Genomic DNA, 23279 nt, shown 5'->3' on the forward strand with positions numbered 1-23279 from the left:
ATGAGGCTCGCCCTCCTCGACCGTGACGGCGTGCTCAACCACGACCGGCCCGATTCGGTGCGGCGGGCCGAGGATCTGATTCTCATTCCGGGCGCCGCAGCGGCGGTCGCCCGGCTCAATGCCGCCGATTGGCGGGTCGCTGTGGTGACCAACCAAGCAGTCGTCGGTCGCGGTTTCATGAGCCCGGCCGAACTCGAGCGGACCCACGCCAAGCTCGCCGCCGAACTCGCCGCCGGCGGCGCCCATCTCGACGCGGTCATCGCCTGCACCGACGCCCCGGAGAACGCAACTGTGCGCCGCAAGCCGGGGCCCGGCATGCTGTTGGAGGCGCTTGACCGGTTCGGCGCCACGCCGGAGACTACGCCGATGATCGGCGACAGTCTGCGCGACCTGGAGGCGGCGGCGCGAGCCGGGTGCCGGCGGTTTCTGGTCCGCACCGGCAAGGGCCGCGCGACGGAGGATGGCGGCCTGCCGGCCGCCGTGCAGCCGGTGGTCGTCGTCGACGACCTCGGTGCGGCGGTCGATATCCTGTTTCGGGAATCGCCGTGAGCAGCCGCGACGGCCAAGCGAAAGCCCGTGTGCTGGCGCGTCCCCTGCGCTGGTTGCTGCCGTCGCTGGCGGTGATCGTCGTGCTTTGGCTCGGCGGGTTCTACCTGTTCACGAGCAGCCTGCCGATGGCGGTCGACGACGAGACGATGCCGGCCGATGCGATCGTCGTGCTCACCGGAGGCAGCGAGCGGCTCACCGAGGGTCTCGATCTCCTGCACCGCGGTCTTAGCAAGAAACTGCTCGTCTCGGGCGTCTATCGCGGCGTCGAGGTCGCCGAATTGATGCGCATCATGCGCGGTTCGCCGGCTGATTTCGATTGCTGCGTGGTGCTCGGTTACGATGCCGACAACACCCGAGGCAACGCGATCGAAAGCGCCGCCTGGATGGAAAAGGAAGGGTTCCGCACGCTGCGCCTGGTCACCGCCAGCTATCACATGCCGCGCAGCCTGTTCGAGTTTCGGCGCGCGCTACCGGAGGCCACCATCATCCCTCATCCGGTCTTCCCCGACCGGGTCAAGCACGACGAGTGGTGGCGTTGGCCGGGGACGACGATGCTCTATGTCAGGGAGTACAACAAGTACCTGTTGGCCCGGCTGCGGGCGCTGGTCGACGATCTATTGGGCACCGGAGCGACGGCATGACGGCGCTGCGGTCGGCGCTGTTCAACGTGCTGTTCTTCGGCGCGACGGCCGCCGTCTGCATACTCGGCCTGCCTGTCCTTCTGTTGCCGCAGAATGCCGTCTTGCGCCTCTCCGAGCTGTGGACCAGCACCACGATCAAGCTGTTGGCCATCACCTGCGGTCTAACCTACGAAGTCCGCGGCCGCGACCGACTGCCACCGTATCCGGTGATCTTCGCGGTCAAGCACCAATCGGCCTGGGAGACCTTGGCCATGCAGGTCATCCTTCGGCGGCCGGTCTATGTGGTCAAGAAGGAATTGATGGCGATCCCGCTGTTCGGCTGGTATCTGCGCGGAACGGGGCAAATCCCGATCGATCGTCGCGGCGGCGCGGGCGAGATTCGCATGATGGTCCTACGCACCAAGGCCGCGCTCGCGGGAGGGCGGCCGATCCTGATTTTCCCCGAAGGCACCCGCGCCGCGCCCGGTGCGACCGGCACCTATAACCCGGGCATCGCCGCGCTCTACAAGCAGATCGGCGTCGCGGTCGTCCCGGTGGCGCTCAATTCGGGACTCTATTGGGGCCGGCGTGCCTTCCACAAGCGGCCTGGCACCATCGTCGTCGAGATCCTGCCGCCGATCCCGCCGGGCCTCGCACCGCGCGCGTTTCTCGCCGAACTGGAATCCCGCATCGAAGGCGCGACCCGCAAATTGGAGGTCGAGGGTTCGGCCGGCGGCGGCTTTCGCGGCGACCCTGGACGATGATCCGCAGCCCGCGTCTAATAGCGAGGAAAAGAAACCCGGGAGTCGTGTGGATAACCTGAAAAATTAATATTTTTCAAAGTAGTATGATAAACAAATTGTGGATAAGTATGCGAACACATCGAGAACATTAGCATTGCGCCGGACCCTGCGAGCCGGTAAAATACGACCGCCTCAAGGGTCCGGGTTCTTGCCGCTTCGCCGGCCCGCCTGTCGCCGCATTTGACCACATTCGGGAACGATCATGGTGCAGGTCGCCTCCATCTCCCAACAGATTTGGGACATGAAATACCGCCTCAAGGGGCCCGACGGCGCGCCGACCGACGGCGCCATCGAGGACACCTGGCACCGGGTCGCGGCCGCCCTCGCCGAACCGGAAACGGACCGGGCGGTATGGACCGAACGCTTCTACGAGACGCTGACCGATTTCAAGTTTTTGCCGGCTGGGCGCATTCTCGCCGGCGCCGGCACCGGTCGTGACGTCACCCTGTTCAACTGCTTCGTCATGGGCGCCATCCCCGACGACATGGGCGGCATCTTCGAGCATTTGAAGCAGGCGGCGCTGACCATGCAGCAGGGCGGCGGCATCGGCTACGACTTCTCGACGCTGCGGCCCAAGGGCGCCCCGGTCAAAGGCGTCGGCGCCGACGCCTCGGGGCCGCTGACGTTCATGGACGTGTGGGACGCCATGTGCCTGACCATCATGAGCGCCGGCTACCGCCGCGGCGCGATGATGGGCACCATGCGCTGCGACCATCCGGATATCGAGGCCTTCATCGCGGCCAAACACGAGGCCGGCCGGCTGCGCATGTTCAACCTGTCGGTCCTGGTCACCGATGCCTTCATGGCCGCGGTCAAGGAGGACGCGCCGTGGGAGCTGTCGTTCAACGGCACGATCCACAAGAACCTGCCGGCGCGCGAGCTATGGGACAAGATCATGCGGGCGACCTACGCCTATGCCGAGCCCGGGGTGATCTTCATCGACCGCATCAACCGCCGCAACAACCTCTATTATTGCGAGGAAATCCACGCCACCAATCCATGCGGCGAGCAGCCGCTGCCGCCTTACGGCGCCTGCCTGCTCGGTTCGATCAATTTGGCGCGCTTGGTGCGCGATCCGTTCACGGCCGATGCCGAGCTTGACTTGGAAGCGCTCGAAACCCTGGTGCCGGTGGCCGTGCGGATGATGGACAACGTAACCGACATCTCGCAATTTCCGCTGCCGCAGCAGCAGGAAGAGGCGATCGCGAAACGACGGATCGGCCTCGGCGTGACCGGGCTCGCCGACGCCCTGATCATGTGCCGGGCCCGCTATGGCAGCCAGGAGGCGGTGCGGCTCACCGAAATCTGGATGCGGGCGGTGCGCCGCGCCGCCTATATGGCGTCCGCCGCTTTGGCCGAGGAAAAGGGCGCCTTTCCGCTGTTCGACCGCGACAAATTCCTCGCCGGCGAAACCGTTGCCGAGCTCGACGAGGACGTCCGCGCGGCGATCTCCCGCCACGGCGTGCGCAATGCCCTGGTCACCTCGGTGGCGCCGACCGGAACGATCTCGATCTTCGCCGACAACGTTTCCTCCGGGCTCGAGCCCGCGTTCAGCTTCAAATACACCCGCAACGTGTTGATGCCCGACGGCCAACGCCGCGAGGAGGAGGTCAGCGACTACGCCTTCCGCCTGTTCCATCGCCTCAACGGCGAGAGCACGCCGCTGCCCGACTACTTCGTCGACGCCCAGCGCCTCGCCCCCGGCGACCACGTGGTGATGCAGGCCGCGGTCCAGAAGTACGTCGACAGCTCGATCTCGAAGACCATCAACTGCCCGGAGGACATTTCCTTCGACGACTTCAAGGACGTCTATATCCAGGCCTACGACCTCGGTTGCAAGGGCTGCACCACCTATCGCCCCAACGAAGTCACCGGCGCCGTTCTCGAAGTCGCCAAGACCGTCGACGAGGACGACGACAGCCAGGCCGCGCTGCCGCTCGAGGTGCCGCCGTCGCGGCCCGCCGACCCGTTCGAGGCCGGCGGTGTTGTCTATATGACGCAGCCGCTCAGCCGGCCCGAGGAACTGCCCGGCCGGACCTACAAGATCCGCTGGCCGGACACCGACCACGCCATCTACATCACCCTCAACGACGTCATCCAGGACGGGCGGCGGCGGCCGTTCGAGATCTTCATCAACTCCAAGAACATGGAGCATTACGCCTGGACGGTGGCGTTGACGCGGATGATCAGCGCCGTGTTCCGCCGCGGCGGCGACGTCTCGTTCGTGGTCGAGGAGTTGAAGGCGGTGTTCGACCCGCGCGGCGGGCAGTGGATGGGCGGCCATTACGTGCCGTCGCTGCTGGCCGCCATCGGCGAGGTCATCGAGCGTCACATGCGCGACATCGGATTTCTCGCCGCGACCGACAGCCTGCGCCATCCGGAAGCGGCGGCGGTCAACGACCCCGACGGCGTCCGCGCCGGCGCCCCGGGCATGCGGTTCTGCCCCAAATGCAATCAGCCGGCGCTGATCCGCCAGGAAAACTGCGACATCTGCACCAGCTGCACCTATTCCAAGTGCGCCTGAGGCGGTCGTCTCGCATCGCGCCGGCCACTATCCGACATATTCCTCCCACCGCCGCGTGATCAATTCGGTCCGGCGCCGTGGCGTTGAAAATGCTCCCACTCCCCCGGCCTGTCGTAGCGGAATTCGGCCTGGTCGGCGGGATGGGAATGATAGTGCCCGACGATCGCGTTGCACCGCGCCAGCCTGACGCCGCGTTTCTCCAACATCGACCACCACACGCCGTCGCCGATCACGCGGATCGGCGTGCCGTCGCCGAAAGTCATCGGGTAGGGTGGGAAGGAATCGTGCAGCGCCATGCGCCACAGGGTTGCCGGACCGAACGTCTCGCGCCCCGCTCCGCAGCCGAGACGCACCGGTCCATCTTCGGGTCGGGCGGGGTGTTTCACCGATACGGCAAGGGTGTCGAGGGGCCGGCAGGGGCCGACATCGTCGGTCGTCGCCTGATCGTAGCAGATCCGCCAATCGCCGCCGACCAGGCCGGTTCGTGGATCGCGCATGAGCCGTTCGAAATCCGCCACCGCGTCTGTGCACAATCGGTCGTCGAGGTTCAGATTCATCACCAGCGGCGTGGTCACCGCGACGAGCGCCAGGTTCCACGCCTGGTAGATCGTCAATGGCTCGCCGGTGGCCAGGTAGGGGCGGTCGAAATCCGCCGGCGGCGAAATCCCGCCGTCGAACACGTAGATGCTCTCCACCGGCACCGTTTGGGCCTCGAGGTTTCCTCGATGGCCGACGAGCAATTGGCGCCAATCCGGGTCGCCGTGCCACACGGCGCAGATGACGGTGGTCTTGGGCCCCGCGTCGGTGAGGCTGCCGCGACCGAAAACGGAGCCGGTTATCGTCACCATCGAAGGATACCCGGCGGCCCGCGGCGCGGTCGCGATTCAGCCAATGTGCTGTTCGAAGAAGGCGAGCGTCCGCTCCAAGGCGAGCGCGGCGGCGGCTTCGTCGTGGCTGCCGCGGCGGTCGCAGTTGAAGCCGTGGCCGGCATCTTCATAGACATAGATCGTGACATCGAGATGGGCGAGGCGAATTTTTTCGACGTCGCTGAGCGGTATGGCCGCGTCGCGGTCGCCGAAATGAAGCATGGTCGGGCATTTCGGATCACGGTCGTTGAGTTCGATGATGTGACCGCCGTAGTAACCGACCGCGGCGGCGAAGCCACCCTCGGTGGCACCGAGCCAGGCGACCGATCCGCCCCAGCAATAGCCGACGATGCCGACCGGGCCCTCGGGCGATAAGCGATCGCGCGCCGCGGAGATATCGGCCGCAACCGCTTCCCAGCCGACCTGACCGCGCATCTCGCGTCCTTTCGCGACGCCCTCGGAATCGTAATCCAGTTCGACGCCGCGCTCGAGGCGGTCGAACAGCGCCGGCGCCAATGCCGCGTATCCGACCGCCGCGAAACGATCGCAGACGTCGCGAATGTGACCGTTGACGCCGAAAATCTCCTGGGCGACTACCAGCCCGCCACGTGCGGCACCCGCCGGCCGCGCCAGATAGGCCTGTAACCGGTGACCGTCCGCCGCCGTAAGTTCAAGCGCCTCGCCCATAACGTCGTCTCCAATCACGATGGTCGAGCGATACCGCATACCATATTCATGCCGCCGATCATCGCCAATGTTGCGGATTGGCGCCGGTCAAACGGCGCCGCGCACCGCGGCGACGCGATCGAGGAGGTCGTGCAAGGGGCCGTCATTGATGCCCAGTTCGTCGAGATGGCGGACCGTGTTTTCGAGATACTCCGCACAGGCGCCGCGCTCGCCATGGCCCTGCACGACCATCTGCACGAGCTCGTCGACAGGTAGGCCGCCGGCATAGCGTTCGTGTTTCGGGTCGGCGGTATAGGTATGGGCAACGACGCGCCGGCCGTCGTCGAGCACCACCGGCAGCGCCTTCGGAATATAGATGTAATGGACCATCTCGCGGTCATGGAGATAGGCCAAGGTTGCGTCGCGGCGCTCGGCGGCGACCCGATAGGCGATACCGCGGCACGAGCCGCCGCGATCGAGACCGAGCACGAGGCCGGGTTTTTCGGGGGTGCCCCGGTAGCGGTAAGAGGTCAGGCAGAATGCCCGGTGATAACCGCGCAGCAGCGCCGGCGCCCGTTCGCAATGGTCGAAGCCGGGATGCCACATCAGCGACCCGTAGCCGAACACCCAGATATCCTCGGACTGAAACATGGCTGCTGTATACGATCACCGGCCGCCGCCGTAAACATGCCGCCACCGCCGGACAGATTCCGGCGGCGATGGCCGCGTGCCCATGAATTGCTCGTTCCGCCGCGCTTCGTTCTGATTTAAACACTCGGCCATGTCCGCGCGCCGCGCCATGCCCCTGACCGTCCTCGCCGTGATCGCCTTTGCCGGCGCCTATGCCGGCTATTGGTATTACGCCAAGGGCGCGTTGCACGACGGCGTCGATTTATGGATCGCCCAGCGCCGCGCCGAAGGCATCGACGTGCGCGTCGGCGCGCTGTCGATCACCGGCTTCCCGTTCGCCCTCGACGCCGAGGCCCGGGACGTCGTCGCCGCGCAGGCGGGCGGACGGGTTGCGTGGGAAGGCCGCGTTCCCATTCTGCATATGGTTGGCGCACCGTGGGACTTCCGCCGTCTCGCCTTCGCGACCGGTGGTCCGGCCGAGTTGATCGTCGTCAACATCGTCACCGGGCAGCGCGCCGCGATCACGGCCGCTCGCGGCGAGGGCAGCGCGGCTTTCGAAGCGAGCGGCCGGCTCCGTTTCCGCGAGCTCCGCCTGTACAAGATCGGGGCCGAAGGCAGCGAGCCCTTTCTGCCGATGACGGCGGCGGTCGCGGATTTCGGCGTCAATCAACGGGAACCGGACGCGGTCGAGGTGTCGCTACGCGCCGTCGACATGACGATGCCGCCTTTGCCCGGTCCCCAACTCGGCCAAAGTCTGCAGACTCTGGCGGCAACAATCGTCTGGCAGGGAGCCATCCCATCGCTGCCGACCCAGTCCGCGCTGGCCGCATGGCGGGCGAACGGCGGCAGGGTCGATATTCGATTTCTCGAAGCGGTATGGGGACCGCTGGGTTTCACCGCCAGCGGCGAGGCGCGCCTCGATGCCGACTTGCAGCCGACCGGCACCCTTTCGACGACGACGCAAGGTTACCGCGAAGCGGTGAACGCGATCGAAGCCGCCGGCCAGATGTCGCCACGGCAGGCGGCGCAGACCCGTCTCATGCTCGACCTCATGGCGACGCGGCCGGGGAATGGCGGGCCGCCGCAACTCGACGTCGACCTCAACCTTGTCGATCGCCGGCTGTCGGCGGGCGCGCTGCCGTTGGCGGTGCTGCCGCGCATCGACTGGCCGTTGAGGTAGGGCGCGACGGCGACGGCCAGTGCGGTCAGTCTCGGTCGCCCGTCGGATGCGGAGGCTCGACCTCGTCATAGGCTTGCTTGGCGTCGATCACCGAACGGCGGATATCGCGCGTGCGTTCGAACAGTTGTTCCAGCTTGTCGCCCTCGCCCCAGCGGATCGCCCGCTGGAGCGCCGATAAATCCTCCGAGAAACGGCCCAGCACTTCGAGGACGGCGTCGCGGTTGTTGAGAAATACGTCGCGCCACATGATCGGATCGGAGGCCGCGATGCGGGTAAAATCGCGGAAGCCGCCGGCCGAGAATTTCGCCACCTCGGCGCGCAACTGGCCCTCGATGTCGGTTGCCGTGCCGACGATGGTATAGGCGATGAGGTGGGGCAAATGCGAGGTTATGGCGAGAACCAGATCGTGATGCTCGGCATCCATGGTTTCGACATCCATGCCGCAGCGCCGCCACATCTCCGCCAGCCGGTCCAAGGCTGCCGCGTCCACCCCGGGCGGCGGCGTCAGCACGCAATAGCGGCCGTGAAACAATTCGGCGAAACCGGCCTCGGGACCGGAATGCTCGGTCCCGGCCACCGGGTGGCCGGGTATAAAATGGACCCCCTGTGGAATCCGCGGCCCGACGTCTTCGATGACGCAGCGCTTGGCCGAGCCGACATCGGTGACCGTGGCGCCGGGTTTCAATGCGGGAGCGATTGCGGTCGCCAGATCCCGGTAGGTGCCGAGCGGCGTACACAACACGACCAGGTCGGCATCGGCGGCGGCCGCCGCCGGGTCCTGGCTCGTGGTGTCACAGAGTCCGAGACGCCGAGCGGTTTCCAACGTCGCTGCGGTGCGCGCGCAGCCGACGATGTGACCGGCGAGGTCTTCGACACGCAGTGCCCGTGCCAGCGACGAGCCGATGAGACCGATGCCGATGAGCGCCACCCGCTCGTAGAGAATTCCCGCGGCCATCTCTCAACTCATGAAATCGTTGAGCGCGGCGACGACATCGGCCATTTCGTCTTCGAGTCCGACGGTGATCCGAAGGCATCGGGGTAGGCCGTAATTCGCGACCTTGCGCGGGATTATGCCGCGGCCGTTGAGAAAGTCGTTGGCCGCATCGGCGTTGCGATCGCCGTCGGGAAACTCGACGAGGATGAAATTGCCGACGCTGGGATGGGCGACAAGCCCGATCCGGGCCAGCTCGGCGCTCAGCCACGGCAGCCAGATATCGTTATGGGTCCGCGCCGCGTCGGTAAACGGCACGTCGTCGAGGGCGGCTTCCGCCGCCGCCAACGCCGCCGCCGACACGTTGAACGGGCCGCGCACGCGATTGAGCACGCCGGCGACCTCCGCCGAACCGTAGGACCAGCCGATGCGCAACGCGCTCAGCCCATAGATCTTCGAAAAAGTGCGGAGAGCGACGACGTTGGGGGCCGTCCGCGCGAGCTCCAGGCCGGAGGCATAGTCGTTGCGCGTCACGTATTCGGCGTAGGCGCCATCGACCACCAACAGCACTTCCGGCGGCAGGCCCGTATGGAGACGATCGAGTTCATCGCGGGTGATGAAACTGCCGGTCGGGTTGTTGGGATTGGCCAGAAACACCAGCCGCGTCTTGGGCGTCACCGCGGCGAGCAGCGCGTCGACGTCGCTCCGCAGCCCGCTCTCGGGCGCGGCAACCGGCGTGGCGCCGGTGACGCGGGCGGCGATCGCGTACATCAGGAAGCCGTGCTCGCTGTAGAGCACTTCGTCGCCGAGGCCGGCATAGGCCCGGCACAACAGGGAGATCAACTCGTCCGAGCCAGCGCCGCATACCACCCGCGCCGGATCGATACCGTGGTGGCGCCCGAGCGCCGCACGCAGGGCATTCGCTCCGCCATCGGGGTAACGGTGGAGGCTCTCGGACTGCGCACGATAGGCGTCCCGGGCGCGCGGGCTGGCGCCGAGCGGGGTCTCGTTGGAAGCCAGCCGGATGACGCGGTCGATCCCCGGCAGCGCCGCCCGACCGCCGACATAGGGCGCGATGTCCATGATTCCCGGTCGCGGGCGGGGGGCATTCATGGGCCGCCTCCCGGCGCACCTGGTTCGGCCGTCAGGTTCACCGGCACCGGGTAGCCGCCGAGCGCGTGCACCTTGTCGATCTTGGGCGCAAAGCCCCCGACGAGACGCTGGACGGTCGCGTCATCGGCCGCGAAATGTCCGCCCAGCTCGACCAAATGCTGCCATGACACCGGGTGCTCCGGGTCCCGCCACGCGGCGTAGAGGAATTGACTGAATCCGCCTTCGGCCAGCGCGGTACGAAGCCGCCCGCGGCTGATATGTTCCTCGGATTGGAAGACCAGAAAGCTGTGATCGTCGCCGCTATCCTCGAAATCGACACGCGCAATGACCAAGGCGGCTAGATCGTCGCGGTGCGCTTCCGCGGTCTCGATCGACGGCAGACGCGACACGATTCGCGTCCGGTCCGGGTTATCGGAGATCAGGTAACGCCACCACGGTTCCGGGTCGTCCTCGTCGGGCATCGGCAGAACGCCGACGCTGGCCGAACCGTCGCGCACGGCGGCGACGACGTGACCCGCTCTTGCTAACGGGGTGATCGGCGTGAAGGCGCCGAAATGGGCGCGGGCGAGGCGGCGGTAGTCGGGGGCCCCTTCGGGCTGCAACACGGCCACCGAATACGGTCCTTGGAGTCTTGTCAGCGCGGCGAAGATTTCGCGCCAGATGTGCAGGACCGAGGCCACCTGAAAGACGCCGTCGTGGCGCGCCGCCAAGCGGCGCAGGACCGAAGCCTCGCGCGCCGGGCGCAGAAACACCACCGATGTCTGGCCTTTGGCCGCACCCACCCGTTTGGCGACCGCGGCCCGCTTCATCAGCAGATCGTGGATGTCATCGTCAATCTCATCGATTTCCCGGCGCAGCGCACCGAGGCTCTTGCCGTCGTCGTCCATCGTCGGGGTGGCCGTCGAAAAAGGTGGTTACTCTTAGTCGGTGAACCGTTTGAAAGCAAAGAAAAGGTGGCCGAAAAGGCGGTGGCCGGCGGGCTCCTATCCTGGCGGCCGGGAGTCGGCCGAGGAGCGCAGCCGTGCCGCGCCGACCGGATATCGCGCCTGTCGTGCCGGGACCACGAGCCGGGCCCGCCGCGGCTCCGGGGTCGCGGCATAGAGCTGTTTCGAGGCCTCGACCAAGGTCACGCCGGCGAAACCGGGGAACCAGCGGCTGCCGACATTCTCCCAGGCGACGGCCGAGGCCAGCCACGGTCGTTGGCGTAGCGGGGGAACGTAGAGCGCGTGTGCCGACTGGGTCGGCGTAAACATGTTGTCGCGCAAAACGCGGGTCAGCTGTGCCACCGAATAGGGGTAGCCGAGACCGAACGGGGTCTTGTCATAGCGCGCCCACACCCCGCGGCGGTTGGGAACCACGATCAACAGCCGGCCGTTGCCGGACAAGACACGCCATAACTCCCTGAGCGTCGCACCCATCGATTCGCTGTGCTCGAGCGCGTGGACGGCGAGAATGCGGTCGACCGAGAGATCGGGCAACGGCAGGTCGCTCTCATCGGCAAGCGCTGTGGCGTTGGCATCGTCGGCAGGCCAGTGCAATACCCCCTGCGCCGGCGGCATGACCGCGATGACCCGCGCCGCGGTTTCCTTGAACGGGCGCAGATAGGGCGCCGGATAGCCGAGACCGAGCACCGCCAGGCCACGGACGTCCGGCCACATCCTGGCGATCGCCGCGCGGATCATGCGCCGCGCCACCGCGCCCCGGCCGCTGACATAGAAATCTCTGAGATCGACCACGTCCTGCCGCATCGGACCCGCGCCTCACCTGTCTCCCCGCCAATTCGACCGTTCCAGTCTATCACATCTGGGCGGGCATGGCGTTGGGTGTTATACCATCGCCCCACACAATCCCCAGCGATCCGAAGGATCCCAATCCATGAAGCTGCGTTACGCTCCCACCTCGCCCTATGTCCGCAAGGTCGTGGTCTGCCTTCACGAACTCGGCCTCGACGACCGAGTCGAGCGCATTGCCACCAACGTCTGGGATCCCGAAACCGACATCGGCGGGACCAATCCCCTCGGCAAGGTTCCGGCACTGGTCCTGGATGACGGCATGGTGCTGTTCGATTCTCCCGTCATCTGCGAATACATCAACGACCTCACCGGCGGAACGCTGTTCAGCAGCGGCGACGACCGCTGGTGGGCGCTACGGCTCGAGGCCCTCGCCGACGGCATTCTCGACGCCGCCATCCTGCGTCTCCTCGAAGGCCGGCGGCCGGAAAATCTCCAGTCCGCCGATTGGTCGGCGCGCCAGAGGCGTGCCATCGACCGGGCCTTGGACGTGCTGGAAGCCGAAGTCGAACATTGGGGCGAAACACCGACCATCGGCCACATCACCGCCGGCTGCGCCTTGGGCTATCTCGACTTCCGTTTCGGCCATGAGGACTGGCGCCCGGGACGCGCCAAGCTCGCGTCCTGGTATGAGGCGTTCGCCGCCCGACCGTCGATGCAGGCCTCGGTTCCCAAAGACCCGCCGGCTTGAACTTACCAAACGGGAAACGACTATGGATTTGTCCTCGTTCGACGCCCTCACCTTCGATTGCTACGGCACCCTGATCGACTGGGAGAGCGGAATCGCGGCCGCGCTTCGCCCGTGGTCCGAAAGACGCGGCCTCGGCCTCGACGACGGCGCCCTTGTGGCGCTGTTTTCGAGGCACGAATCGGCGGTGCAGGAGGCGCGGCCCGACGCCCTCTATCCGGAGATCCTGGCCGGCGTACTCGACCGCATGGCGGCCGAGATCGGCGCCGAGGCGGATGCCGCCGACCGCGCCGCCTTCTCCGGTTCGGTCGCCGATTGGCCGCCATTCGCCGACAGCGCCGCCGCTCTCGCCCAGTTGCACAAGCATTACAAGCTGGCGGTGTTGTCGAACATCGACCGGGAAACATTTCGTCCCAGCAACGACAGGCTGGGGGTCGCGTTCGACCTCATCGTCACCGCCCAGGATGTCGGCAGCTACAAGCCCGCGCTCAACCACTTTCACGTCGGCATCGCGGAACTGGCGGCGATGGGCATTCCGCAGGATCGTGTCCTCCACGTCGCCCAGAGCCTGTTCCACGATCACGTCCCGGCCAAATCGCTCGGCCTCGCGACGGTGTGGATCAACCGCCAGGCCGGCCAGGATGGAGCGACCCCGCCGCCGCCGGTCGACGTGACGCCGGACCTCGAATTCCCGACCTTGCAGGCCTTCGCCGACGCGGTCGAGGCGACGCCCGAATAGGGGAGACATGAACCTCGATAGCTTCGCGCGTATCGAGCTCCAGGATGCTCCGACGCCGTTCGAGCCGCTGCACCGCTTGTCGGCCGACCTCGGCGGTCCGTCGATCTTTGCCAAACGCGACGATTTGTTCGGTATCGGCGGCGGCGGCAGCAAATGCCGCAAGCTGGAATTCGCCGCGGCGGCGGCGCGCGCCGAGGACGCCGATGTCATCATCACCGCCGGCGGCTATCAGTCCAATCATTGCCGGCAGACGGCCGCCGTGGCGGCCAAGCTGGGCCTCGATTGCGAGCTCGTCCTGTCCCGCAACGTGCCCTATGACGGCGCGGATTACGGCGTCAGCGGCAATTTCCTTTTAGACCGCCTATTCGGGGCCAAGCTCCACCTTCATCCCGGCGGCACCGACCGCGATGCGGCAATGGCTGAGCTTGCCGCGGAATCGCGGGCGGGCGGCCGGCGGCCTTATATCGTCCCGGTGGGCGCGTCCTATCCGCTCGGCTGCCTCGGCTATGTGCGGGCGGCGCAGGAGATCGAGGCCCAAGCCGAGGCGGGTGGGCTCGACATCGATTGCATCGTCGTCGCATCCTCGAGCGGTGGAACGCTGGCCGGCCTCGCCGTGGGTTTCGAGCTCTCCTCCCGGCCGATTCGATTGATCGGCATCGATGTCGACCGCGAGGCGGAGAATCTCGACCGCGTCGTGCTGCCATTGGTGCGGGAAACGCTCGACTTGCTCGGAAAATCCCCACATCTCGACTGTGTGGCCGTCGATTTTCTGTCCGGCTATGCCGGCGCCGGTTATGGGCGACCGACGGAGACGATGGTCGAGGCGGTCGAACTGACCGCGCGCCGCGAGGGCATGCTGCTCGACCCGGTCTACAGCGGAAAGGCGATGGCAGGGCTTATCGATCTGTGCCGCTCCGGCGAGCTGAAGCGGGGCGAGACGGTGGTTTTCCTGCATACCGGCGGTGCGCCGGGGCTATTCGGCTATCGCGCCTATTTCGACTGACGATCAGTACCGCCATCGACGAGGTGTTGGACCGCGACCCGTGCCTCGTCTTGGCCAAACCCGCTTCTCGGCAAGGTTCCCTAGCCTATCGCTAGCGAACTTCGACGTACCAAAATTAGTCGTTTCCGCCGAAAATCCCGGAATGCTGGAAAAGGACCTCGAAATGCCAATCGAAAAAGTAGAGACGCTCGTTGTTGGCGGCGGCCAAGCCGGGTTGGCTATGAGCGAGCACCTGAGCAACTGCGGCATAGATCACCTCGTTCTGGAGCGGAATCGAATTGCCGAACGCTGGCGCTCGGAAAGATGGGATTCTCTGGTTGCCAATGGTCCGGCCTGGCACGATCGGTTCCCGGGCATGGAGTTTTCGGATGTCGAGCCCGATGCCTTTGCCCCCAAGGAGAGGGTTGCGGACTATTTCGTCGCCTACGCAGAACGGATCAATGCCCCTATCCGCTGCGGCGTGGAGGTAAAGGAAGTGCAAAGGAACGATGGCCGGCCCGGCTTTCGTGTCGAAACGTCGGATGGCGTGATCGAGGCCACCAACGTTGTTGCCGCCACCGGACCTTTCCAACGCCCTGTCATTCCAGCAATTGTTCCGGAAGATGCGGGCATCATGCAGATCCATTCCAACGCCTACCGCAATCCCGACCAGTTGCCTGAGGGTGCGGTGCTGGTGATCGGAGCGGGATCTTCGGGGGCGCAGATCGCGGACGAACTGTTGCGTGCGGGAAAGCGTGTTTACCTCTCGGTCGGACCGCACGACCGCCCCCCGCGAAGCTATCGCGGGCGTGACTTCTGCTGGTGGCTGGGGGTCCTCGGCAAGTGGGATGCCGCGGCCATGGAACCGGGCACGGAACATGTCACGATTTCGGTGAGCGGTGCCTATGGCGGCGATACGGTCGACTTCCGGCGTCTTGCTGCGCAGGGAATGACGCTCGTCGGTCGGACGGAAACATTCAAAGACGGTGTGATGACCTTCGCGCCGGACCTTGCAGACAATATTGAGCGAGGGGATGCCAACTATCTGTCGTTGCTGGACGAAGCCGACGCTTATGTTGACCGCAATGGTCTCGACCTTCCGGAGGAGCCTGAGGCCCGCAAGATCGATCCGGACCCGGACTGCGCGACCAATCCCATTCTCGAGTTGAATCTGGCGGAGGCTGAAATAACCTCGATAATCTGGGCAACCGGCTTTGCCGTTGATTTCAGCTGGTTGAAGGTTGATGCGTTCGACGACAATGGCAAGCCAAAGCATCAGCGCGGTATTTCGGCCGAGCCCGGGGTCTATTTCCTGGGATTGCCATGGCAGTCTCGACGGGCGTCCTCGTTCATCTGGGGCGTCTGGCACGACGCCAAGTTTCTGGCAGACCATATTTCCACGCAACGCAAGTATCTGGAGCACCATGCTTCAGCGCAACGCGCGGCCGGAGTCGTTTAGCCACAAGGCAACAGCAGCGGAAAGGCCATGGCAGGGCTTATCGATCTGTGCCGGTCCGGCGAGCTGAAGCGGGGCGAGACGGCGGTATTCCTGCATACCGGCGGTGCGCCGGATTGTCAGGCTATCGCGCCTATTTCGACTGACGATCCTTGCCGCGATCGACGAATCTCTGCTTTACCTTGGCGGCGAATTCCCGGGGATCGTCCCGCGGATCGGTCTCCGACGCGATCTCCCGCAAATCGTCACGAGCGGCTTCGAGCTTCGGCTTGGTCTTGCGCCATGCCGCTGTCGCCCTCGGCTTGACCTCTTTCTCGACGACTTCGGCCACTTTGGCACGAACCCGCGGATCCTTGCTCAGCTTGGCTGCGGCCTGGACGAGAAAGTGGCGCAGGATCGGCATCTCGGACGGCTTTCCTTCGATGGGCCAAAGTGCACTATGGCGCGATAAATGAAGCGTGCAGGCTTCGCCCAATTTCGTACCACGCGTCCGCCCGCTGCGCTATCCTCGATGAACCGACGGGGAGCACACCGGCAATATGGTCACGCTTGGCCCGATCACGCCGATCGTCAGAGTTTTCGATGAACGCAAGGCGCGCGAGTTCTATGTCGACTTCCTCGACTTCACCGTCGCCTGGGAACATCGGTTCGGAGACAACTTTCCGCTCTATATGGCGGTCACCCGGGACGGCTGCACGATCCACCTCTCGGAACATCATGGCGATTGCCCCCCCGCGCCTCGATCCGGATCGAGGTCGAGGACGTGGAAGGCCTGCAGCGGCAGCTTGCCGGCAAGGACTATATGTTCGCCAAGCCGGAATGCGAGGAAATGCCCTGGAATTCGAAGGAACTTGTCGTCACCGATCCGTTCGGCAATCGCCTCGTCTTCTTCGAGCCGGCCGACCGGTGATAGCGACCGTTCGATTGCCGCGACGGCCGTTTTCCCAAATCCAGAGACCCGCTCCTTGATACCGCGCCGGAGACGGCCACCGCGGATATCCCGGTCATGGCCGGTTAAGACCGGAACCCGGCATGCGCATGCCGAATCCCGGCCCGTAATCCGAGGCCGGGCTGGACCCGTCGCGAGGCCGACAGGCCGTTAAGGCCTAAGCCGAACGGCTCTTCAGGATGTCGCGGATTTCCTCGAGGAGGACTTGTTCCGCGGGCGGCGCCGGCGGCTCCGCCGGAGCTTCCTCTTCCACCTTCTTGAGGCGGTTGATCTGTTTGATCAGCAAGAAGATCGCGAAGGCCACGATGACGAAGCTGATTATGGTGTTGATGAACAAACCGTAATTGAGTGTCGTGGCGCCGGCTTCCTTGGCCGCCTCGAGAGTCGGGTAGCTGCCATCGCCCGACAAGACGATGAAGAAGTCGGTGAAATCGACGCCGCCGAGCAGCATACCGATCGGCGGCATGATGACATCCGACACCAGCGATTTGACGATCGTGCCGAATGCGGCGCCGATGACGATGCCAACGGCCATGTCGACGACATTGCCGCGCATGGCGAAATCTTTGAATTCCTGAAGCATGGGCAGCCCCTTTTTTGGTCGAGATCAATGACGGGTTTTGGCTCGACGGCCAATTAATCTAACAATTGTTCTCTAACATGTGTTGTCGGATCACGAAATAGCGGCATCGGCGCATGCCTAGCCTGGGGAACGGCGCCCGGTCGAATCGATCCGTGACCGTGCCAAATCGATCACCCGCACCGTCTCCGACCACAAGCCCAAGGCGTCGATTGCGTCGCGCCCGAACCATGCCGCCTCGGCGGCATCACCGCCGGCCACGGCCTCCCCGGCCCGCCACACGGCTGCCACCTCGACCAGCGTGTAGTGGTATTCGACCGCACCGGTGTCGTCCCGTGTGATCGAATCGACCACATCGACAATAGAGATGGGGTCGGCGTCGATTCCGGTTTCCTCGAGAACTTCGCGGCGCGCCGCCTCGAACACGGTCTCGCCCAGCTTTTGGGCGCCGCCCGGCAAGCCCCATTGACCCTGGCGTGGCGCCTTGGCGCGGCGCACCAGCAGCACCTCGCCGGCGCGCCAAACGACGACACCGACGCCGACCAGCGGGCGTGCCGGATAGCGACGCGGCGAAGATGCAATCATGAGGCCGGACGCAGAGGGCTAGCTTTGGAACTCGCCAAAACCGCCCCCGGTCCGCGGCGAGACACGATGCGGCCGCGCGCTCGTCGACCGGTCAGTGCATATATTGACCGCCATTCACCGACAACGTCGAGCCGGTGATGAACCCGGCATCGTCGGCGGCGAGGAACAGCACGCATTTGGCGATTTCCTCGGGTTCACCGAGGCGGCCCACCGGGATCTGGGCGACGATCTGTTCGAGGATCTTCTCCGGCACGGCGCGCACCATCTCGGTGCCGATATAGCCCGGCGCCACGACATTGGCGGTGATGCCCTTACGCGCGTTTTCCTGGGCCACGGACTTGGTGAACCCGATCAGGCCGGCCTTCGCCGCGGCATAGTTCGACTGGCCGAGCTGACCTTTCTGGCCGTTGACCGACGAGATATTGACGAGGCGCCCGAAACCTCGTTCGCGCATTCCTTCGATGACACAGCGGGTCAGGTTGTACGCCGAATCGAGGTTGGTGCGGATGACGTCGCCCCACTTGCCGGCGTCCATTTTGTGGAGCGTCGTATCCCGCGTGATGCCCGCGTTGTTGACCAGCACGTCGATCGGACCGAGCTCGGCTTCGACCTTCGCGACGCCCGCCTGGCAGGCATCGAAATCGCCGACATCCCATTTGTAGGCGTTGATTCCGGTCGCCTCCTTGAACTTCGCCGCCGCTTCGTCATTGCCGCCGTAATTAGCCGCCACCGTGTATCCCGCGTCCTGGAGCGCCGCCGAGATGGCCGCGCCGATCCCGCGCGTGCCCCCGGTTACCAATGCTACACGTGCCATTGTCCTGTTCCCTATCTTGTCTCTGAAATCATTTCCGGCCAAATTGCCAGGGCGGCGCATAGCATGCGCCGATCAACCGCGACATTGACATGTATCAAAATCCGGACCGCCCCGATAGGGACGGCCCGGTTCAGCTGTTTATCGGATCGCCGTGCCGGTTAGCGCTCGACGCACATGGCGATACCCATACCGCCGCCGATGCAAAGCGTCGCAAGGCCCTTCTTGGCGTCGCGCTTCTCCATCTCGTGAAGCAGGGTGACCAGCACCCGCGCCCCCGACGCACCGACCGGGTGGCCGAGCGCGATGGCACCGCCATTGACGTTGACCTTGGCGGTATCCCAGCCGAGATCCTTGTTGACCGCACAGGCCTGGGCGGCGAAAGCCTCGTTGGCCTCGATCAGGTCGAGGTCGTCGACCGACCAGCCGGCTTTCTCCAGCGCCATTCGACTGGCGGGAATCGGGCCCGACCCCATGATCGCGGGATCGACGCCGGCGGTGGCCCAAGACACGATGCGGGCCAGCGGCTTGACGCCACGCTTCTCGGCCTCGTCCGCGCTCATCAGTACCAGCGCGGCGGCGCCGTCGTTGATGCCGGAGGCATTGGCCGCGGTCACCGTGCCGTCCTTGGCGAAGGCCGGACGCAGACCCGAAACCGATTCGATCGTGGTGCCGGGCTTGGGATGCTCATCGGTGTCGACCACGACCTCACCCTTGCGGGTCTTGATGGTGACCGGGACGATCTCATCCTTGAACCGGCCGGCCTTTTGCGCCGCTTCCGCCTTCTGCTGCGAGGCGACGGCGAACTCATCCTGCTGCTCGCGGGTGATCTGCCACTTCTCGGCGACATTCTCTGCGGTGTTGCCCATGTGGTAGCCGTTGAAGGCGTCCCACAGGCCATCCTTGATCATGGTGTCGACCAGGTTGGTATCGCCCATCTTGGTGCCGTTGCGCAGATGCACGACATGCGGCGCCTGGCTCATGCTCTCCTGGCCGCCGGCGACGATGATATCGCTGTCGCCCATGCTGATCGCCTGGTAGCCGAGCGCCACGGTGCGCAAGCCGGAGCCGCACAATTGGTTAATGCCGTAGGCTGTCTTTTCGGCCGGAATACCGGCATTGATCGCGGCCTGGCGGGCCGGATTCTGGCCCGCCCCTGCGGCCAGGATCTGGCCCATGATGACCTCGTCGACGTCCTCGGGCGAAACCTTGGCGCGAGACATCGCCTCGCGAATCGCGACCTCACCCAAATAGTGGGCGGAAACCGAGCTCAAGCCGCCGTTAAAGGCGCCAACCGGCGTGCGCGCGGCGCCGGCAATCACGATGTCGGACATGGATTTCTCCTCCTGAATGCATTTAACGATGATTCCCGCATCGCGGGCCTGCCATCTCGCAGGTGCAAAAAACTAGCCAAAATGTAAGTCCCGCCCTGTGCCGAAGCAAGGAAATCGTAACACCGGCTTCATGCGGCATCGTGGCGCACCCAGTCGGTCAGCGGCGCCCATACCGCCTCGGGACCGGCATGACCGACGACCATGCCGATATGGCCCAGCGGCGGTGTCATCTTCGCCGCCCCGGGGATGGCGTCGATCAGCGCCGCGGCCGAGGCGGGCGGCACGATGCGATCGGCGCCGGGCACGATGCCGAGGGTCGGCAGGCGGAGTTCGGCGGGCCGTATCGGCGCGCCGGCGACCCGCCACTGCCCCGCCCCCGGGGTGTTGCGGCCGTACCAGTCGTCGAGGCATTCCCGCGCCACCCGGGCGGCCAACGGGACGCCATCGTTGAGCCAGTCCTCGAGGGCGACGAAATGCGCCGCCTTGGCCGATTCGGGGTCGAGACGGCCGAAGGCGAGGAACTTCTTGACCGCGAGGTAGGGGTCGAGCGCGCAGAACAGCACTTGGATCAGATCGGTCGGCATCTCGCCGAGCTGCTCGACCACCGGCCAAAACGGCGCAACACCTGTCGCCAGCGCCTTCGCCGCCGCCGCGTCGTCGGCATGGAAATCCCAAGGGGTGGCCAAAAGGGCCAGGCGCGAAATGTCGCGATGACGGCGCAGGGCCAGGGCCAGGGCCAGATTTCCACCCATGCAATAGCCGATCACGGCGACTTTGCCGCCGGCCGCCGCGCGGGCCGCGTCGAGGGCCCGCTCAAGACGCCCGGCGATATAATCGCTAAGGTCGAATTCCCGCTCCGCCGGGCCGGGCCGGTCCCAGTCGATGACCAGGGGCCGCAATCCGGCTTCGGCCAAGTGGCGGATCAGGCTGCAGCGCGACGACAAATCGAGGACATGAAATCGATTGACCAAGGACGGCACGATCAAAACGACCGATCCCGCGCCGCCCGCGTCATAGTCGAACATGCGGGTCGTCCCCTCGCGCCACAGGACGGGCGGATCGGCGACATCGCGGCGCCAGGGATGCCGGCGGTAGGCTTCGATTCCGGCCAGAAAATCGCCCAGCCGGCGCCGTATCTCGGCATCGACCGCGGCGTCGAAACCGTTACTTGGCGCGTCGTTTAGGCGTTGCCGAAGGCTTGCGGCGCTTTCGCTCAACCGGGGCTTCCAATCGAGCGATCCGCTCTTCAACAGCGGCAAGGCGGCGCGCGAGGTCGTCCAGGTCCACGCCGCCAGGCCGAGATGCATCGGCAACGGGCGGGGCCCCAGCCGCGGCGGCGGCGGTGTGGGTGGATGGCTGTTGCGCTGCGGCATCGGTCTCGTTCGGCGGTTGCGGCATGATTCCGGCCCACAGGCCGGGCACGGCGGCGGCGTTGGTCGTCCACAGGCTGATCAGCCGGCTGACGGCGTCGGCGGTCTGCGGATCGGCTGCCACCGCCGCCATCTGACTCTGCCACAGATCCAGGTAGCGGCGGGCCAATTCTTCCAAATCCGGCGGATCAGACATGGCCGGAGTATAATCGCCCCAAATGCCACTGACCAGAACGGCGGCGGGCGCGGGTGGTCCCATCGCAGTGCGATAGGGGTCTTGCGCGGCGCAACATTTTGCGTGCAAAGCGACGCCCGAAGATGGTCTAATATGCGGCGCACAACAACGAAGGCCTGACGATGGCGCGGGAAAACGGCGACCCGACGGCGCCGGTGACGATCAAGAAATATGCCAACCGCCGTCTCTACAATACGGCGACCAGCAGCTACGTGACCCTCGACGACCTGTGCCAGATGGTCAAGGAGGGGATCGACTTCGTCGTCTACGACGCCAAGTCGGGCGACGACATTACCCGCCCGGTCCTGACCCAGATCATCGTCGAAGAGGAAAACAAGGGTCAGAACCTGCTGCCGATCAACTTCCTGCGCCAATTGATCGCGTTTTACGGCGACAGTTTGCAGGCGGTCGTGCCGGGATATCTCGAGCAAAGCATGGAAGCCTTCTCCCATAACCAGGAGCGCATGCGGAGCTATATCCAGGAGGCCTTCGACGGCATCTTCCCGTTCGGCTCGTTCGAAGAGATGGGGCGCCAAAACATGGCGATGTTCGAGCGCACCATGAAGATGTTCGCCAACCCCTATACTGGCAAGGACCCCGGCGGCGCGGAAGACGGGACGTCGACCGAATCGACGAACGGCCCCAGCGGCGACGATCTCAAACAGCTCAAGGCTCAGATCGACGCCCTCCAGGACCAATTGCAGAAGCTTTCCGACAAGAAGTAAGGATCGTCGGGCGGGGCGCCGGAGCGCCGACAGGTCGATCGCCGTCGGGTTCCCTGGCCCGAGACACAAGGGGCAATTTGGCCGTCCGCAAGATGGGCTACGAAATTATTCGATATCGCGATGAATTCCGGGACCAGGTCATCGGCCTGATGAAAAATCATTGGGGGCCGGACGAGGCGACCAACGCCGCCTGCTTCAAGTGGAAATACGAAGACAATCCCTATCTCGACGGACCCCTCCTTTACTTGGCCCTGGATGGCAAGCGGCTTGCCGGAATGCGGGGATTGTTCGGCGCGGCGTGGCAGATCGGGGCGCGCGGTACCGGTTTCCCCCTGCCCTGCAACGCCGATACCTACGTCGAACCTGCCGACCGCAGACACGGCGTCTATCACCAGCTCACCAAGCGCATGATCGCCGACCTCTCGGCGCTCGGCATTTCCCATGTTCTCAACTTCACCCCTTCGGAGGCCAACGCGCTCAATTCGATGCTGTTCGGCTGGCGCCCGCTGGGGCCCTTTAGGTCGATGACCCGGCATCGTTCCGAGGATGACCCGGGCGGGCCGGATCCGGTATCGCCGCCGGGGACGCCGGAGGGCCGTGATGAAATTGTGATCGATACGACAGCTCGTCCGCAGGAAATGGCCAGTCTGATCGCTCGCTGCACCGCGGACGGCCGCATAGGCCACGTCAGGAATGAAGCCTACTTCGGGTGGCGATACGGCAATCCGTTTTCGAATTTCCGCTTCGTCTATTGCCGCAGCCGCGAATTGGACGGCTATCTGATTCTGTATCAAGCGGCGGACCGGCAAACCGACCAATTGTGGATCGCCGACATCGCCGCCCCATCGAAAGCGATCGAGGCGAAACTGCTGAACGCCGCGATCGGGTTCGGTGACCGCAACCGGTTGCGGGTGTGGTCGGCGACGCTCTCCGACGAAACGCGGCGCTCATTCCTTCGTTTGGGCTTTCGGCCGGACAATTCGAGTGCTGAGCGACTCCGGTACGCCACCGGTCCGCTCATTCGCGCCATGAACCACGGCGGCGCCGATGGCGAATGGGATCTGGGCGGCGTCGATTTGCGCCGGCTGGCGAATTGGGACCTGCGACGGATTTACAACGACGCCATGTGATCGCCCCCGGCCCGGTCGGCGAA

At 65.2% G+C, this 23279-nt stretch carries 24 protein-coding genes and 1 pseudogene; 12 read left to right on the forward strand and 13 right to left on the reverse strand.

The window, feature by feature from the left end; all coding sequences use genetic code 11:
- From GY791_09830 to GY791_09845, 4 genes are all read left to right on the forward strand, one after another.
- On the forward strand, window positions 1-549 hold the full coding sequence (locus GY791_09830; protein ID MCP4328718.1) for an HAD-IIIA family hydrolase: 549 nt from the start codon (window positions 1-3) through the stop codon (window positions 547-549).
- Between the two features lie 125 nt (window positions 550-674).
- A complete protein-coding gene (locus GY791_09835; GenBank protein ID MCP4328719.1) occupies window positions 675-1190 on the forward strand; it encodes a YdcF family protein in 516 nt (171 codons plus the stop codon).
- On the forward strand, window positions 1187-1933 hold the full coding sequence (locus GY791_09840) for a 1-acyl-sn-glycerol-3-phosphate acyltransferase (protein MCP4328720.1): 747 nt from the start codon (window positions 1187-1189) through the stop codon (window positions 1931-1933). Before GY791_09835 ends, GY791_09840 begins: the two co-directional genes overlap by 4 nt.
- 241 nt (window positions 1934-2174) lie before the next feature.
- Window positions 2175-4496, forward strand: coding sequence for an adenosylcobalamin-dependent ribonucleoside-diphosphate reductase (locus GY791_09845; protein MCP4328721.1), 2322 nt, complete (start codon window positions 2175-2177; stop codon window positions 4494-4496).
- A gap of 59 nt (window positions 4497-4555) precedes the next feature.
- Here the strand turns inward: GY791_09845 and GY791_09850 are convergent, their stop codons facing one another.
- The 3 genes from GY791_09850 to GY791_09860 form a co-directional block, all read right to left on the reverse strand.
- Window positions 4556-5344 (reverse strand): glycosyltransferase family 2 protein, encoded by a 789-nt coding sequence (locus GY791_09850; GenBank protein ID MCP4328722.1) that lies wholly within the window; start codon window positions 5342-5344, stop codon window positions 4556-4558.
- 36 nt (window positions 5345-5380) lie between these two features.
- A complete protein-coding gene (locus GY791_09855) occupies window positions 5381-6049 on the reverse strand; it encodes a dienelactone hydrolase family protein (GenBank protein ID MCP4328723.1) in 669 nt (222 codons plus the stop codon).
- Between the two features lie 87 nt (window positions 6050-6136).
- A complete protein-coding gene (locus tag GY791_09860) occupies window positions 6137-6679 on the reverse strand; it encodes a gamma-glutamylcyclotransferase (protein MCP4328724.1) in 543 nt (180 codons plus the stop codon).
- Between the two features lie 148 nt (window positions 6680-6827).
- Between GY791_09860 and GY791_09865 the strand changes: the two genes are divergently transcribed.
- Window positions 6828-7838 (forward strand): DUF2125 domain-containing protein, encoded by a 1011-nt coding sequence (locus GY791_09865; protein MCP4328725.1) that lies wholly within the window; start codon window positions 6828-6830, stop codon window positions 7836-7838.
- A 25-nt stretch (window positions 7839-7863) separates the two neighbouring features.
- Here GY791_09865 and GY791_09870 read toward each other — a convergent pair whose 3' ends face one another.
- The 4 genes from GY791_09870 to GY791_09885 all read right to left on the reverse strand — a co-directional run bounded on the left by GY791_09870 (window position 7864) and on the right by GY791_09885 (window position 11630).
- Window positions 7864-8793: a prephenate/arogenate dehydrogenase family protein gene (locus tag GY791_09870; GenBank protein MCP4328726.1), complete on the reverse strand. Its 930-nt coding sequence runs from the start codon at window positions 8791-8793 to the stop codon at window positions 7864-7866.
- Between the two features lie 3 nt (window positions 8794-8796).
- Window positions 8797-9882 carry a histidinol-phosphate transaminase gene (locus tag GY791_09875; GenBank protein MCP4328727.1) on the reverse strand — a complete coding sequence of 362 codons (1086 nt, stop codon included), beginning with the start codon at window positions 9880-9882 and terminating at the stop codon, window positions 8797-8799.
- On the reverse strand, window positions 9879-10769 hold the full coding sequence (pheA, locus tag GY791_09880; protein MCP4328728.1) for a chorismate mutase: 891 nt from the start codon (window positions 10767-10769) through the stop codon (window positions 9879-9881). Before pheA ends, GY791_09875 begins: the two co-directional genes overlap by 4 nt.
- A 96-nt stretch (window positions 10770-10865) precedes the next feature.
- A complete protein-coding gene (locus tag GY791_09885; GenBank protein ID MCP4328729.1) occupies window positions 10866-11630 on the reverse strand; it encodes a class I SAM-dependent methyltransferase in 765 nt (254 codons plus the stop codon).
- Window positions 11631-11757: 127 nt separating this feature from the next.
- Between GY791_09885 and GY791_09890 the strand changes: the two genes are divergently transcribed.
- From GY791_09890 to GY791_09905, 4 genes are all read left to right on the forward strand, one after another.
- A complete protein-coding gene (locus GY791_09890) occupies window positions 11758-12363 on the forward strand; it encodes a glutathione S-transferase (protein ID MCP4328730.1) in 606 nt (201 codons plus the stop codon).
- Between the two features lie 22 nt (window positions 12364-12385).
- Window positions 12386-13099 carry an HAD-IA family hydrolase gene (locus tag GY791_09895; GenBank protein ID MCP4328731.1) on the forward strand — a complete coding sequence of 238 codons (714 nt, stop codon included), beginning with the start codon at window positions 12386-12388 and terminating at the stop codon, window positions 13097-13099.
- Window positions 13100-13106: 7 nt separating this feature from the next.
- Complete coding sequence (locus tag GY791_09900) at window positions 13107-14102, forward strand: D-cysteine desulfhydrase family protein (GenBank protein MCP4328732.1); 996 nt, start codon at window positions 13107-13109, stop codon at window positions 14100-14102.
- A 163-nt stretch (window positions 14103-14265) separates the two neighbouring features.
- Complete coding sequence (locus GY791_09905; GenBank protein MCP4328733.1) at window positions 14266-15540, forward strand: NAD(P)-binding domain-containing protein; 1275 nt, start codon at window positions 14266-14268, stop codon at window positions 15538-15540.
- A 130-nt stretch (window positions 15541-15670) separates the two neighbouring features.
- On the opposite strand, the gene GY791_09910 is transcribed toward GY791_09905, so the two are convergent.
- Window positions 15671-15940: a hypothetical protein gene (locus GY791_09910; protein MCP4328734.1), complete on the reverse strand. Its 270-nt coding sequence runs from the start codon at window positions 15938-15940 to the stop codon at window positions 15671-15673.
- Window positions 15941-16076: 136 nt separating this feature from the next.
- On the opposite strand from GY791_09910, the pseudogene GY791_09915 reads away from it, so the two are divergent.
- Window positions 16077-16447 (forward strand): annotated as a pseudogene (locus GY791_09915) (VOC family protein).
- A 196-nt stretch (window positions 16448-16643) separates the two neighbouring features.
- On the opposite strand, the gene mscL reads toward GY791_09915, so the two are convergent.
- The 5 genes from mscL to GY791_09940 form a co-directional block, all read right to left on the reverse strand.
- Window positions 16644-17069 carry a large-conductance mechanosensitive channel protein MscL gene (mscL, locus tag GY791_09920; protein ID MCP4328735.1) on the reverse strand — a complete coding sequence of 142 codons (426 nt, stop codon included), beginning with the start codon at window positions 17067-17069 and terminating at the stop codon, window positions 16644-16646.
- A 117-nt stretch (window positions 17070-17186) separates the two neighbouring features.
- The gene (locus tag GY791_09925; protein MCP4328736.1) at window positions 17187-17651 is read right to left on the reverse strand and encodes an NUDIX hydrolase; all 465 of its coding nucleotides are present in this window, start codon (window positions 17649-17651) and stop codon (window positions 17187-17189) included.
- Between the two features lie 91 nt (window positions 17652-17742).
- Complete coding sequence (gene phbB, locus GY791_09930; protein MCP4328737.1) at window positions 17743-18465, reverse strand: acetoacetyl-CoA reductase; 723 nt, start codon at window positions 18463-18465, stop codon at window positions 17743-17745.
- Window positions 18466-18623: 158 nt separating this feature from the next.
- Complete coding sequence (locus tag GY791_09935; protein MCP4328738.1) at window positions 18624-19796, reverse strand: acetyl-CoA C-acetyltransferase; 1173 nt, start codon at window positions 19794-19796, stop codon at window positions 18624-18626.
- A gap of 128 nt (window positions 19797-19924) precedes the next feature.
- Window positions 19925-21169, reverse strand: coding sequence for an alpha/beta fold hydrolase (locus GY791_09940; GenBank protein ID MCP4328739.1), 1245 nt, complete (start codon window positions 21167-21169; stop codon window positions 19925-19927).
- 354 nt (window positions 21170-21523) lie between these two features.
- Here GY791_09940 and phaR point away from each other — a divergent pair, with 354 nt between their 5' ends.
- The gene (phaR, locus tag GY791_09945; GenBank protein MCP4328740.1) at window positions 21524-22126 is read left to right on the forward strand and encodes a polyhydroxyalkanoate synthesis repressor PhaR; all 603 of its coding nucleotides are present in this window, start codon (window positions 21524-21526) and stop codon (window positions 22124-22126) included.
- Between the two features lie 77 nt (window positions 22127-22203).
- Window positions 22204-23256, forward strand: coding sequence for a GNAT family N-acetyltransferase (locus GY791_09950; protein MCP4328741.1), 1053 nt, complete (start codon window positions 22204-22206; stop codon window positions 23254-23256).
- Window positions 23257-23279: the final 23 nt, after the last annotated feature.

This window comes from Alphaproteobacteria bacterium, from assembly GCA_024244705.1.
GTDB lineage: Bacteria > Pseudomonadota > Alphaproteobacteria > JAAEOK01 > JAAEOK01 > JAAEOK01.